Source organism: Lewinella sp. (genome assembly GCF_050633125.1).
Lineage (GTDB): Bacteria > Bacteroidota > Bacteroidia > Chitinophagales > Saprospiraceae > Lewinella.
Map to the genome: position 1 here is coordinate 44654 of NZ_JBOEFX010000080.1, position 13823 is coordinate 58476.

The 13823-nt window shown below is 44.1% G+C and carries 11 protein-coding genes; 4 read left to right on the forward strand and 7 right to left on the reverse strand.

What is annotated here, in order from left to right; all coding sequences use genetic code 11:
- Positions 1–29 precede the first annotated feature (29 nt).
- Together ACRBG0_RS17655 and radA are read right to left on the reverse strand one after the other, a co-directional pair.
- On the reverse strand, positions 30–671 hold the full coding sequence (locus ACRBG0_RS17655) for a TapB family protein (RefSeq protein WP_431488185.1): 642 nt from the start codon (positions 669–671) through the stop codon (positions 30–32).
- Between the two features lie 292 nt (positions 672–963).
- Positions 964–2340 carry a DNA repair protein RadA gene (gene radA, locus ACRBG0_RS17660; RefSeq protein WP_431488186.1) on the reverse strand — a complete coding sequence of 459 codons (1377 nt, stop codon included), beginning with the start codon at positions 2338–2340 and terminating at the stop codon, positions 964–966.
- A 603-nt stretch (positions 2341–2943) separates the two neighbouring features.
- On the opposite strand from radA, the gene ACRBG0_RS17665 reads away from it, so the two are divergent.
- Positions 2944–3711: a Bax inhibitor-1/YccA family protein gene (locus ACRBG0_RS17665; protein ID WP_431488187.1), complete on the forward strand. Its 768-nt coding sequence runs from the start codon at positions 2944–2946 to the stop codon at positions 3709–3711.
- Positions 3712–3779: 68 nt separating this feature from the next.
- Here ACRBG0_RS17665 and ACRBG0_RS17670 read toward each other — a convergent pair whose 3' ends face one another.
- Both ACRBG0_RS17670 and ACRBG0_RS17675 read right to left on the reverse strand, forming a co-directional pair.
- A complete protein-coding gene (locus ACRBG0_RS17670; protein ID WP_431488188.1) occupies positions 3780–4388 on the reverse strand; it encodes a flavin reductase family protein in 609 nt (202 codons plus the stop codon).
- A 101-nt stretch (positions 4389–4489) separates the two neighbouring features.
- Positions 4490–5164 (reverse strand): hypothetical protein, encoded by a 675-nt coding sequence (locus tag ACRBG0_RS17675; protein WP_431488189.1) that lies wholly within the window; start codon positions 5162–5164, stop codon positions 4490–4492.
- Positions 5165–5448: 284 nt separating this feature from the next.
- On the opposite strand from ACRBG0_RS17675, the gene ACRBG0_RS17680 reads away from it, so the two are divergent.
- A complete protein-coding gene (locus tag ACRBG0_RS17680) occupies positions 5449–6144 on the forward strand; it encodes a tetratricopeptide repeat protein (protein WP_431488190.1) in 696 nt (231 codons plus the stop codon).
- A 15-nt stretch (positions 6145–6159) separates the two neighbouring features.
- Here the strand turns inward: ACRBG0_RS17680 and ACRBG0_RS17685 are convergent, their stop codons facing one another.
- Positions 6160–6921, reverse strand: a complete 762-nt coding sequence (locus ACRBG0_RS17685) for a hypothetical protein (RefSeq protein WP_431488191.1) — start codon at positions 6919–6921, stop codon at positions 6160–6162.
- 228 nt (positions 6922–7149) lie between these two features.
- Here ACRBG0_RS17685 and ACRBG0_RS17690 point away from each other — a divergent pair, with 228 nt between their 5' ends.
- Both ACRBG0_RS17690 and ACRBG0_RS17695 read left to right on the forward strand, forming a co-directional pair.
- Positions 7150–7896, forward strand: coding sequence for an ABC transporter ATP-binding protein (locus tag ACRBG0_RS17690; protein ID WP_431488192.1), 747 nt, complete (start codon positions 7150–7152; stop codon positions 7894–7896).
- A gap of 158 nt (positions 7897–8054) precedes the next feature.
- Positions 8055–9275 (forward strand): ABC transporter permease, encoded by a 1221-nt coding sequence (locus ACRBG0_RS17695; protein WP_431488193.1) that lies wholly within the window; start codon positions 8055–8057, stop codon positions 9273–9275.
- Between the two features lie 260 nt (positions 9276–9535).
- On the opposite strand, the gene ACRBG0_RS17700 is transcribed toward ACRBG0_RS17695, so the two are convergent.
- Together ACRBG0_RS17700 and ACRBG0_RS17705 are read right to left on the reverse strand one after the other, a co-directional pair.
- Complete coding sequence (locus ACRBG0_RS17700; RefSeq protein ID WP_431488194.1) at positions 9536–13195, reverse strand: reprolysin-like metallopeptidase; 3660 nt, start codon at positions 13193–13195, stop codon at positions 9536–9538.
- A 172-nt stretch (positions 13196–13367) separates the two neighbouring features.
- Positions 13368–13823, reverse strand: a 456-nt coding sequence (locus ACRBG0_RS17705) for a methionine-R-sulfoxide reductase (RefSeq protein WP_431488195.1), incomplete at its 5' end; no start/stop codon positions are given.

Sequence of the window (13823 nt, forward strand, 5' to 3'; positions counted from 1 at the left end):
CAATCTTTTCAGCTATTTAATGACTCATGTTAAGGAAGTTCGAAGCTTGACAACCGAAAACCAACCTCTTGGGCTGAATTCCACCAATAATTATTAAATCGGACAATTCCAACCCCCTCTGCGTAATAAGTATTAATTAACTTATTATGTATCAGGTCGGTAGTGTCAGTTGCCGTTACAGTACCTTGTACATTAATACAATCAAAAACACCAGCGGGTGTTTCAACAGTTGTGAGTTCATCATAGAAGATGTAATCAATAAAACCGAGGTTGGCAGCCACAGTATCTGTGTAAATAACGTCTCCGCTTAGTGATGCATTTAATGTGGGAATGGAATTGTCGTCTCCTTCCGCATAAAGTATACCATTTGAAAGGCGGTAACTATCTGGAATTATACTTTTAAAGATAAAACCGGTTGATTTCTCTATTTCGTAAACAACATCTTCTCCATCCTGGTAGCTGTTTATGACCGTCATGGTATCCATTCCTGTTAAAACTTCTTCTCCGTTTTCTACCTTATAAGATTCATACACCCAAAAGGCACCAACCTCCAATGGGAAGTAGTCACTAGCATCTGGTGGTGGAATAATGTTTTCATCGTCATCATTACAGGCTGGAAAAAGAAGGACACTAAGCAGGAGCAAAGTGAAGAGAGAAAGTTTGGTCTTCATACTATGTGGTTTTTCTAATAAACGAGACCAATAAGCAACTGTTATAATTTAGCCAAATTTAACAAGCTCTTATCTTGAATTTCGGCATTCGCCGAAAGTCGTAGAAGGATTAAAGGTAGAAGATATAGGGATTTGAAACCGAAGGAGAATGATTACCGTTAAATTTCCAACTTCCATTTTTTTACGCCCTTGTTGGGAATTGATCCTTCTGCGTTTTCTGATCCCTGTACCCTGTACCATAGGCGCGAGAAGCAAGTTGTATCCCCGTACGGACTTTTGCCGAAAGTCGAGCTTATACAAAGAGTGCTTTATACAATTCCTCCAATTTACCAATAGTATACACCTTTATACCATAACGTTCTGTGTCTAAACCCTTGGTGTTATAGCGGGAAATGAAGATTTCCTTAAACCCAAGGCGGTCTGCTTCTTGAATGCGTTGTTCGATTCGGTTAACGGCCCGTATTTCTCCGGACAAGCCTACCTCTCCGGCAAAACAAACATCGGTGGGAATCGCTACATCTTCGTAGCTCGACATAATAGCTGCAACAATACTGAGGTCAATAGCGGGGTCGTCGACCCGAATTCCTCCGGCAATATTAAGGAAGACATCTTGCTGTCCCAAGGCAAACCCTGCACGCTTTTCTAGCACGGCCAATAGCATACTCAGTCTACGCAAGTCAAAACCAGTGGCGCTTCGTTGAGGCGTTCCATAAACAGCAGTGCTGACCAGTGCTTGGGTTTCAATGAGCATTGGGCGCAAACCTTCCATCGTTGCTGAAATGGAGCTACCTGAAAGCTCTTCATCTTTTTGCGAAAGCAGTAACTCCGAAGGGTTGGAAACTTCTCGTAAGCCCTGGGCTTGCATCTCATAAATTCCCATTTCATCGGTGGAGCCAAAACGATTTTTTAGCGTCCTCAAAATACGGTAGGAGTAGTTGCGATCCCCTTCAAACTGGAGGACGGTATCTACTATGTGTTCTAGTAGTTTTGGGCCGGCAATACTCCCTTCCTTGGTAATATGCCCAATGAGAAAAACCGGAATATTGGTTTCCTTAGCGAAGCGTTGCAGCTCAGCAGCACACTCTCTGACTTGGCTCACCGTGCCGGGCATGCTCTCTACATTAGGAGAAGAAAGGGTTTGGATAGAATCCGCAACAATTAACTTGGGTTGCAATTCCAGTGCGTGATTGAGCACCTTTTGAGTATTGGTTTCTGTAAGGATGAAGCAGTGCTCCATATTTCCCCCCAGTCGCTCAGCCCTCAGCTTTATTTGTTGTTCACTCTCCTCGCCACTTACGTAGAGGACCTTGGCATTTACACCCAGTGCGAGTTGTAGTAAGAGGGTTGATTTACCAATTCCGGGCTGCCCGCCAAAAAGGACAAGTGAGCCAGGCACAATTCCGCCCCCAAGCACACGGTTGAGTTCTTCATCTGGGCTAACAAGGCGTTCTATCTCTCCCGCCTTAATTTCAGGAAGAGGTACAGGGCGTGGTCCGGTACGCTTAGTCTCCTTTCGCCAACTTTGGGTTTGCTCCTCTCTGGCATTGGTTTTAGAGATTTTTTCTTCTACCAGTGTATTCCATTCTCCGCACTGCCGGCACTGACCTTCCCATTTAGGAGACTCACTTCCGCAATTCCGACAAAAGAAAACTGTTTTAACTTTAGCCAAGATTTAATTTTTTGTTGGAACAATGTTACGGATTTTTATCTTTTTCCAAAAATTTACCCAATACTTTAATCACACACCTTTGTAATGTTCTTGCAGGGATAGGGTGCGGAAAAGCTAGTTTGGTACAGGAGGAGAGTACTGTTTTCTTATGAATAAATGAAGCTTAGTTAATATTATTGCTTTTCTTGATGTGAAATTTTTTTGGGCGAAAGTAAACTATGAACTAATTTTTATTCTATATTTGTACTGTTAAGCAAATAATATAGCTTGGCGTGAAAAGGTTTCTCCGTAGGAATTAGAGCAATTGATTAGAAGTGTGCGGATTCGACAACCCTTTCAAATTCTATCGAAGATTGTTTTCATTTGGTTTTTTGGGGTTATACAGGGTCTTCCTTTGGGAGACCCTGTTTTTGTCTAAGAGATACTAGCCTTAGTCGAAGGTTTTAATTATCTATAAACTCTTGGTGGTCTCTAATTGTATCTATATTTTAGAGTTTGTTTTGGACTGCTTCACGATAAAAGTAAGTTCCAAACAACTTCTTAGAGTTTTTAATAGAAAAGCGCTCTGGTAAATATGCCAGGGGTAAAACAATAACAATTTTTATGAAAAGGAGAGGAATGTTTTCGTCTTCCAGTAACCCGATGTTTCGGGAGAAAACGCTTCAGCGCGCAGCTCAGAACACATTGGATGGAGACTTTATTAAGATAAGCGGAGATCGTATGACGGTCAGCGGAGCAGTAAATAAATCACTGATCTTAGGCGCGATCATGTTACTCACTGCTGTTGTAGGGTTTACTTATGCCAGCCCTGTTTTGATGTGGGGAGGTGCTATCCTAGGACTGGTGACAGTACTTGCTGCTAGCTTTAAACCGGAATGGTCGACCTTTTTGGCGCCACTTTATGCAGCTTTGGAAGGTTTTTTCGTCGGCTCAATATCTATGATTTACGCAGCAGCGTTTTTCCCGGGTATTATCTTTCAGGCGGTTACCCTCACGATGGCGGTATTCTTTGTGATGCTTTTTGTATACAAAATGGGCATCATTAAAGTAACGGGGAAATTCCGTAGCGGAGTAATCATGGCTACTGGCGCTATTTTCTTGGTTTATATCGTCAATTTTGCCCTTTCTTTCTTCGGTATCAATTTGCCATTTTTACACGAAGGTGGAATGATGGGTATTGGCATTAGCCTAGTAATTATCGGCGTAGCTTCGATGAACCTGCTGCTGGATTTTGATAATTTCGATAAAGGCGAAAAATTCGGAGCACCTGCTTATTACGAGTGGTTCTTCGCAATGGGCTTACTGGTAACACTGGTATGGCTCTATATTGAAATCCTACGCTTGTTATCTATCCTGTCGTCTAGCGACTAAAAGCTAGCGATTAAGAAGGATGTGATTTTAGGGTAGAACGATAAAAATATCGTTCTACCCTGATTTTTTTAAGGCCTAGGGTATTCCATCTTTCCGACCTCTTCTGTTTTATAATAGGTGTCTAGACCTGCCACGCTCAGCGTACCCAATTCCTGGTGCGCTACATGCCCACTATCTGACACGACCTCGTCAGGTAGTATTACTTCAACAATTTTTCCTACTAGAAAAAGTGTGCCATTGGCCTTGATGTGGTGCTCTTCCACCAATTCCAGGCCAATCTTCACCTTACTTTCTTGGACATAGGGAGCAGGAACGATTTCACTGTATACTGGCGTTAGCCCTACTGCTTTAAACTCTGAAGTTTCGATAGGGTAATTGGCTGAACTTTGATGAGCAGCAGCAAGGATAGTCTCGTCTACAGTATTGAGTGTAAAGAACCCTTGAGCTTTCATATGATGGTAGGTTTGCCTGGGTACCGTTAAAGGGCGCATGATGAAACCCAGTAGGGGAGGAGTAGCGCCAATGTGTACTACCGAGCTAAATAACCCCAAGTTTTCTACTCCGCGATGACTTTTGGTACCTATGAGGTGAAGCCCCCGCGGTCCGGGAAGGGTATTGAAAAAATTACGCCGGAAAAACTTTTCCATTTTAGGAAAATCCGAAGCATTGAAGTGCATAAGTTGATTTTATCTTGAATTGTAAGCCTATTCCAACTAAAAAGCGGAAAGCTGGTTTTTGTTCACCTGCTTTCCGCAAAACGCCCTTCAAAATTTATCTATTATACACGGTAAGGAAAACGGCGAGCCATCACGCGCGCCAAATGGCGGACAATCTCAGCGTGCCGGTCATTCCAATCTGTTTGAACGACTTTATCTGTATTCCATACACTTATGCCGTCTTGCCCATCAAGGACAGAGGCAGAAAGAAATACATCGCTGGTCTTCGTTGGGATAAACCAGAGGGCTTCGCCCCCAAAAAGACTGATGGCCGAAAGCGCCATACTAACTCCAAAGGATTCCAACTCTGTTAAGAACATATCTTTACGGATACTGGTGCGAACAACGGCATCCACGCCAAGCACTTCGGCCAGCTTGGTCGGAGACATGGTCCAGCTTTCGCGAAAGCCAATACCCGCTTCTTCCAGTTTAGCATTGGTTTCGGTGTAGTGCTGTAGATTGATAAGAATTTCACCATCTCGCCGGCCAGAGCGCTGTGCTACTTCATCAAAAATGGCAATCTGAAAAGCAAGGCTTTCATTTTCTTCGACTTGTTCAACCATTTCCTTTGTCATCTCTTCGGGGATACGACCGGTGGTAATGGTTTGGCTAGGTAAAACAGCGATGGTTTGATGCTCGTCCGCATAGTTTTCATAGGCGGCGGTTTCGTAATACTTGGGACTACAGCTAAACCAGCTGATAGTGAGTAAGAAAAGCAAGAATTGGAGAGCTTTCATAAAGGTTGAATTTAGGGGTTTGTAAAGGTTTTTCTTATAATTGCTACCCTAATTTACGGGGACTTTGGGGGAGTTGCCAAGCTATAAAAGGTACTTTAGGATCACTTTAACCACAGGTCCTGGAATTAAGAAAAGGCTAACAGATTATATAGCTTTTTCGGTTCTCTTTTTGACGAATTGATAACATTATTTCTGATAACTTTCACTTTGTATAAGTTTGCTCTCGGGAAAAGCGTTTACCTTTGGACACAAGTATTTGATAAAGCCATAAAGAAGTGGCCTCCATGATGAAAGCCTTATTGTTCACTTTACTTTTTACTTTACTGGGGAGTGGTCTGTTCTCACAGGACGCCCTTCAGGAAGCTCGCCGACTGAGTAATCGTCATGATTATCAGCAATCCTCTAGCCTTTTACTTACCTATATTGATGAACATCCCCAGCGTAAATATGATTTAGGCCGGGCTTGGATGCTTCATAGTTATAACCTCCTAAGAGTGGGAGAATTAGTGAAGGCTAAAGAGGCAAATGACCGCTCTCTTACTTTGAGAATGCAACTGCGTTCCGGAGATATTGCAGAAAACTACCTGCAAGCAGCGCAGATCAGTCTCTCTAATAACCGTGCCGATGATGCCTTGGTAGCTGCACAGCAGGGAATGCAGATGTTGATCGAGAACCCTCAATTGTATGCGGATCTCAACTTGCTGGCAGCGCAAGCACTCAACCTGATGGGCCGCTATGACGAAGCCAATCGATATTTTCAAACAGCACGGGAAGTACTAACCATTGAGTTAGGAACGGATGATCCTGCTTACGGGATGCTGTTAAGGTCTGGTGGTCGATTACTACAACAGCAAGGACAATACCAAGCGGCTTTCAATCACTTGGCTTTATCTTATTCGACCTTGAATACTCCGGTGGAAAAGGTAAAATCTCTGCTTTTGGCTTACGAATTGTATTACCAGGTAAAGGCTAAGGGGTAATCTGTTGCTTTCCCACTAAGGTTGATAAAGCTTCTGCGTGAACAGAAACTCGAAGCTATCATTCTCCAATGGAATAGTCAACTTAAGTGATTGGGTATTGTCAAAGCGGGGGAAGGCCACGAGGCCTCGGATACTCTCTCCAGGGCGTAGGGTCGTACGCCTTAATACGATTTCTTGCCAGAAAAGGAGTTGCTCGGAGGAAGGCAACGCTTCGGGGTATTCTGTAAGAATAGGGTCTTGGTGAAAACTTAAACCCCAGGCGATTGTGGGAACGGCTACATCTACGGCAAATTCGAGGGCATCAAGCGCATCGTTATCGTAATAATTGTCACTACCCGAATCATTATCGCTGGTAGCTGCTACAACAGCTGCACCTACCAAGACAATCCCTCCTGCAACAGCAGCATTTTTAGCATTGGCTTCCTTTTGAGATGCTCGCATCTCCATCGACAGTATAACGTCCTCTGGGTCAAGAGCAGACATTTGATAGCCATTGGTTGTCTTTAGAGAAAGAACTTCGGGACTTACTAGGATAGGGAAGTCTTTTTCGTTAATCACCTCTATGTCAAATAGTAAGTATTTACGATCAGTATGACTAAAGGCAGCCCTAACGATGACGCTATCTTGTTTCTTTTCGGCGATCGGCTGTCCTTGGAACCAGAAGACATTCTCCTGCGCTTCAGGAGCGATACGGATAACCTTTTGGGGTGTAAAGCAGCCCGTGAATAAAAGGCTCATACCCATAAGAAGGAGAAGGTTGGTATAGATTCTTAGCATGTGGCAGGGTGTTTCTATTTAATGTAAAGGTACTCAGGGTCTACTACTTAAGGCAATGTCGTCAGCGTTAAGGAAGGGTTAAAATTGGTCGAATAGATAATCTGTTTAATCGAATAGCCCAGAGATAGCTCTTTGTTTTATCTATTATTAGAAAATCAGAAATTAATGAGCACTGGTTGTAATAAATTTCAACGAGTGATGACTAATAGATAAAACCAACACATTTACATGAGTACTCTAATCGAAGCGCGAGGTTTAATCAAGGATTTTGGTGACTTCCGCGCGGTAAATAATGTTTCCTTCCAAGTAGAGGCAGGAGAGATTTTCGGCCTGCTAGGCCCCAATGGAGCAGGAAAGACCACAACACTAAGGATGTTGTCTGGATTGTTGACCCCCTCTGATGGAGAGGCCATTATGAATAGTCATTCTATGCAAAAAGAGCAAATGGCTGCTCGGCGATCACTGGGTTTTCTTACCGGTGATATGGATCTCTACCGACGCTTGAATCCACGGGAGTTATTGATGTATTTCGGTAAACTTTACGAAACGCCAAAGGCTGAGCTGAATGCTCGCGTCGATCGCCTTATCGAGGCTTTCGGGATCACGTCCTTTGTCGATCGCCATTGTGAAAAACTGTCTACAGGGCAGAAGCAACGTGTTTCTATTGCCCGTACTTTGGTGCATGATCCCAAAATTGTGGTATTGGATGAACCTACGACTGGTTTGGATATCATGGCTTCGGAGTTTATTCTTCAGTTTATCAAGAAGATGGCCCGCGAAGAAGGTAAAGCACTCATCTTTTCTACCCATAACCTTACGGAGGTCGAGCGCCTGTGTGACCGTATCGGTATTATTCACGAGGGAAACCTTGTTTACCTGGGAGATGTTGCCGGAATCAAAAAACAAACAGTTCAGGATACTTTACCGCAAGCATTTTTTGAATTGGTGAAAGAAGATAAGCTTGTAGGTACCTAGTTGGAAATGGGGTACGAATCGTAACTGCCAAAACCAACCTATTGAGTAATCCGTAATAAAAACCACTGCGTGCTCTTCGGCATTACGCGATATACTTGGATTTTTAATATCGTCCAGGATGCCGGCTGTTGCTCACCATTGATAAAATAAATAATAGAATGAGAAGTCATATTATCGCTACAATATTTTCAAAAGAAATCAAAGAAGTTCTTCGTGACAAGCGAATGCTCTACTTGATTATTTTACTTCCCTTTTTCTTGTATCCGGTCCTCTTTACGCTCATTGGTGGGGTAGGGGCTAGCCAGCAAGAGAAGCTTATGCAGCAGGAAATTGCCGTTTGGGTTTCCCCCAATGCTGTGGATACGCCCTTGCCAGACCTATTGGCCCAGGACCCAAGCCTGAAAGTAGAAATGAAAGCTTTTGCGGAAGCCGATTTGGAAGGACAGAAACGAACCATGGGTATTCAATTACCTGATGATTATCAGGAGCGCCTCAATAATGGGCAATCGGCTGAAATTGTCATTTATGCGGATCAATCACAGGACGTGTTGAACATGCGGGAACGAATACTACGTACCCAATTGACAGGCTTAGGAGATCAATTACTAAACGAACGATTAGCCAGCAAGGAATTGAGTCCTGAATTTGCCAATCCGCTGTCTATTGATAGTGTAGATTTATCGCCGGAGGAAAGTGGAGATCGGATGATGGTCGCATTTTTACCTATGATGATCTTACTATTCATTTTCATTGGTTGTATTTATATAGCTATTGATATTACAGCCGGAGAAAAAGAGCGCCGTACACTTCAGACCTTGTTTACAACTACTGCTTCTACGAAAGAGATCGTAGCGGGCAAGTTTCTTGCGGTCGCTGCCGTCGGAATTGTAAGTGCGACCATGAATATCTTGAGTTTGGTAGTAGCCATGAATATTCAGGCCTACCTACTGGAAGAGGAATCTGCTGGCATGGCCATGAATTTGGCACCAGAAGCATGGGTTTGGCTAGTTATCCTAGTACTTCTGACTACCCTGTTTTTAGGGGCCTTGTCGCTTGCTGTCGTGCTGCTGGCAAACTCATATAAAGAGGCACAAAGCTATGTAAGTCCGCTGATGATGGTCGTACTTATTCCTGCTATGATGGCCATTATGCCAGGGGTAGAACTCAATATGCAAACAGCATTAATTCCAGTATTCAATGTAGCGCTTTCAATTGTTGCTATCTTGAAAGGGAACTTCGATACCAGTATGTTGGCTATTGTTGCTGCGGCTAGTTTCGTATATGGCATATTAGCCCTTTATCTGGCGAGCCTCAGCTTTGGTAATGAGAATATCATCACCGGCGAGAAGGTCAACTGGAAGGCGCTTTTGGGGAAATAGTTACTGATAACTACGAGCAGTAGCCAAACCTACAACATGAGTCATCCCGAATTTNNGGCCAAAATCCAGTCTGACTTTAACTTAGAAAGAGTCATTAAATAGCTGAAAAGATTGATTTATCTGACTTTTGTAGAAAACCCCATGATTTCACTAATAGAAATCATGGGGTTTCTTCTTTAACTATAGGTTTTGCGGTTGGTCAGCACGGATTTTGATGACAATCAAAATTCGGGATGACTCATGTTTGCAGTACCCCGTACCTACTCTACCACCACGCGTTCTACGTGCTGGCCAATTTGAATCAAGTAGATGCCGGCAGGCAGTGTACTCAGGTCCAAGTTGTGCTGTAGCGTACCGTTAGCTACTTGTGCTTGCTGCAACAACTGAGCTTGCAGGTTGTATACCAGTAGGCGATAGTCCTGCGTCGTTGCTTCACTCCACTGTAGTACTACCTGGCCTTTGGTCGGGTTGGGGTACAAGCGGAATGCTTCGGCAGCGGCAAGATTTTCGTTACTCGTTACACAAGCATCAAGAATGTCAATAGTAAAGGTAGTTACAGGCAGGAATCCACCGGTACCATCTTGTACCACAAAAGTGAAGTTGTCTTCTGTAACCGAGTTGTCAGTATTAACGTAGTAAACATTACCCGCATCCAATGATGACTGACGGAAGATGTCTCCTACGAAAAGCTGCTGATCAAGAAAGTAAAGTTCGCCAGCCGTAGGCTCTGATACGACCGTGTATTCTAACTCAAAGGCATTTTGAGAATCATCCTCAACGGCTAAGAAAACACCGGTAATATTGCCACTTTCGTTAGGCTTTACACAGAATTCTTCGTTGCGAACAACGATAGGAGCATCAGGAGAAGAGGATGCACAGAACTCAATGGCCCATTCATCAACAGAGCCTGGAGAACCAAATCCTGTTTCTGTAATTTTTACGATTAGCTTCCATTCTCCTTGGCTCTCTTCACCAATAAAGGCGGCTAAAGCTTCTGTAGGTATATAACTAGACTGACTCGTAGGAGGACATTGGATAGTCTGTGGAGCATCATCATCAAAACCTACATTTACGCGGTCTGTAGAGAAACACTCACCATCATAAAGCAATACTTCTGTTAGCTGTGGGCTACGCAGTATAATCTGGAAGTTTTGAATAGGCTGGTAGCGAACATTAAGAATCGGAATGTTGATATCGCTAATTGTTCCTTGGAAATCGACATTGATTGTGGATGTTATCGTCGGTAGTGGTCCCTGTCCAGGGATGTTTAAAGGAGTGTCAGTTGATGTTTGACCTTCGCAAGTAGCATTTTCTGTATGAAAGGTATAAGGAGATGACCATGGTCCAGCTCCACACTCGTTGATTGGGCGAATGCGCCAAAAGAACAAGGTATTCTCTTCAAAAAGAATCGTTGGGGTGTATGCTGTTGTTTCTAATCCTGAGGCTTCATCAATGATATCATCACCAAATAATGGGCTGGTAGCCAGCTCGAAATCATACAGCTGTGCATTGGGTAAGCCTGTCCAAGAGAAATCAGCGCTTAGCACAATCCCTGACGAGCCTTCAGCAGGGGTTAACAGTTCCAATGCACTGAAGTCATTGTTGTATACTTCCACATTGAAAACACGGTAAGTTGTATCTTCATCTGTCGTTACAGCCCGAACTTCTACCGTAAGTGAACCGTCAAAGGTACTGTTGCTAAAGTCTAGCGTAAGGCTACTACCTTCTCCAGGTTGAAGCTCAGTGGCAGTGAAGTTGGCAACTACATTGTCGGGCAAAGTAGAGGTGATATCCAGCGTAATGGTACTGTCGTAATCAAGGATAGAAGCCGTAATGAATTCGATATCCGCGGTACTTTCAGGTACACAAATCTCTTGGTACAAAGGACCATAGTTGAGGGTGTAGCCTGCTTCTACAGCAGGTTCGATGCTGAAATCCTGGTTGGAGATGTCAAAGAAAATATTATCTGCAGCATCTATTCTTACTCTCGCGTCATTGGATACAGCATCAGGTACCGTCACAAAGGCAGTACCATCATTAGGCGTATCCGCCAATAACATAATTGGGTAAGTTAAACCACCATCAGTAGATAAGCGAATATTTACGCGTTGGCAATTTACAATATCTCCATCTGTATTGGCCACATCCCAGGTTACCTCGGTGTAGTCACCTACATTCCATTGGGCACTAGCTGTATTAGGAGAAGTCACCAGAAATGGCCCTGCTTCTACAGCTGCCCGAAAGGCAACACCAGCCCAAGCAACACCGCCGCTAGTAGGGTGGTTGTCACGTACCGCACAGCGGAAGGTCATATTACGGCTGTAAGTAGGGAGCACCTCTGCATTATCAGAAGTATTGTTGATAATCTTCGTCAATAGCGGAAATACCCTTGTTGGAGAACTTGTTGGCGAAAAAGAACGAAATAGGGGAGAGTCTCCTACTGGCGAGCCAGGAAAAGGTCCGTAATCGCCCGCTTCTTCATCGTAGGGGTAGCTCAAGTTAGTATTACGTTGTTCCCAACAATAGGTCAGGTCATCGTTTTCCATATCCGTTGCACTAGCCGTTAATTCGAAAGGCGTGCTGATAGGAATGAAGAAGCCATTCTCATAATCTACCGTTACTTCAGGGATCGTGTTCCCTTCTGCGATCGGTGTAGCACAAGCATTACCGTCGTCGTCACGGGTATAAGCAAAAATTTGCTGTAGCGAGGTCTGGTTGTAGTAGTCGCTGGAGTTGCTGGCAATATTATAGCCAGACGGACAGATTCCTGCATACCCCATGATCGTTGTACCTCCACCAGGTTCAACAGCAGTACCAACACTTACGTTTTGGCAACCACTCTGTACGTGGGTTGCACCAAACTGGTGGCCCATTTCGTGGCACAGGATATTGATCACAAATGGATCACCCTGTGGGCTACTCCGGGTAGAGGTTGCACGACCTTTACCGTTAGCTCTACATACGCCCTGCAATTGAGCAACACCCTGACCACTGAATGGTCCTGTACTGATAACGTGGCCAATGTCGTAAGCGGCATTACCTACAATGCCATCGAGCACACCTGGGTTATCATTGAGCATCTCATCAGTCTGGTTCTCATAAGGATCTGTAGATGGATCTAAGAAGATCAACTGATCATTGTTCTCAATCAACTCTAATTGGATCGCCATATCACGACCAAAGACTTCGTTTACCCGATTGATAATAGTGACGATAGCTGACATGGAAGTTTCGACTGTACCACCATGAAAGTTACTAAACTCTCCGGTACAAGCCATCGCCAAGCGGTATCTGCGCTGTACGATACTGGGCCCACCTGTAGTTGTCTTATCCTGTTGAGTAATCACCTCCGGAGAAGCATAGATTTCTTCAATATCCAAGCCGGTTTCACCGCTGGCATTACACTCAAATCCATTCCATAGCTCAGTGTTGAGATTCTCTTCTACGAAATAGCTGACGTAGTAGCGATCATCATTCAAAGCGTAAGGATCAATGTAGATGGTGCCTTCCGTGGTACGGATAGTAGCGTGTAAACCTTGGTAGGTCCATCCTACTCGTCCGCCAAGGATACCTTCTGCGAGCGCAGGCAAAACCTCGTAGGTCTGAATGCCCGGGTAGCGTGCCGCCAACCCAGGTGCCATTACGGATACTGGTCTGATGGACATGGCAAGGGTTTTGCCATCGGGCGTAGGCAAAGCTACCTGACGCACACTTTTGTCTGTGGCAAGTAAATGGCTAGCCAAAGTGCCAGATGCAAGTTCTACCAAGCGATAGTTGGTGGCGAAAGTTTGCATTGTCGCTCCAGAGGCCAAGTCTAATTGGGCTACTTGGCGATTCGTCCACATGCCGGGGTCTGCTTGCGACCATCCAGCAGTGAAGGAAAATACACCAAGCAGTAGAAATAGTATACTACGTTTCATCGATAAAAGCATTAATTTAGTTTCTTCGAGGAAAGATAGTAACTAATTGGTGAGCACCGCTCGTAAATCAGTGAATTTGTAAGTTACTGCACTTAATCTAAGCTAGCATTGTCTTTTTATGGACAATAGCAATGCTTTCAACAAGCCACAGCCCAGGTATATCTTCTTAATATTACCCTTGTTCGACATCCTTCCGTTTTACAAACTTGATAGAAAGTGAGTTGACACAATGGCGGGTGTTTTTTGCAGTGAGCCGCTCTCCCTCAAATACATGCCCCAGGTGGCCGGAACAATTATCGCAAACAATCTCTACTCGACGGCCATCTGCATCACGAACCCTGCGGACGGTATTCGGCAGTTCATCATCAAAACTGGGCCACCCGCAGCCGGAGTCAAATTTGTCATTCGCGTCATAAAGCGGTGCTTCGCAACGGCGACATACAAAAATACCATCAACTTTAAAATCATTGTACTCCCCCGTAAAAGGCCGCTCCGTACCTTTATGAGCAATCACATATTCTTCTTCCTTACTCAGAGTGTTCCATTGTTCTTTGGCTTTCATTCTTTGTTTTTTTCTATTAACAATAGAGTGCTCAAAAAGATTAATATTTTGGGCCGTGCCATCTCC

Bases quoted from the DNA above. Each gene is read 5' to 3' on its own strand.
- ACRBG0_RS17655 (WP_431488185.1), bottom strand. From the start codon at position 671: ATGAAGACCAAACTTTCTCTCTTCACTTTGCTCCTGCTTAGTGTCCTT.
- ACRBG0_RS17665 (WP_431488187.1), top strand. From the start codon at position 2,944: ATGAAAAGGAGAGGAATGTTTTCGTCTTCCAGTAACCCGATGTTTCGG.
- ACRBG0_RS17670 (WP_431488188.1), bottom strand. From the start codon at position 4,388: ATGCACTTCAATGCTTCGGATTTTCCTAAAATGGAAAAGTTTTTCCGG.
- ACRBG0_RS17675 (WP_431488189.1), bottom strand. From the start codon at position 5,164: ATGAAAGCTCTCCAATTCTTGCTTTTCTTACTCACTATCAGCTGGTTT.
- ACRBG0_RS17680 (WP_431488190.1), top strand. From the start codon at position 5,449: ATGATGAAAGCCTTATTGTTCACTTTACTTTTTACTTTACTGGGGAGT.
- ACRBG0_RS17685 (WP_431488191.1), bottom strand. From the start codon at position 6,921: ATGCTAAGAATCTATACCAACCTTCTCCTTCTTATGGGTATGAGCCTT.
- ACRBG0_RS17690 (WP_431488192.1), top strand. From the start codon at position 7,150: ATGAGTACTCTAATCGAAGCGCGAGGTTTAATCAAGGATTTTGGTGAC.
- ACRBG0_RS17695 (WP_431488193.1), top strand. From the start codon at position 8,055: ATGAGAAGTCATATTATCGCTACAATATTTTCAAAAGAAATCAAAGAA.
- ACRBG0_RS17700 (WP_431488194.1), bottom strand. From the start codon at position 13,195: ATGAAACGTAGTATACTATTTCTACTGCTTGGTGTATTTTCCTTCACT.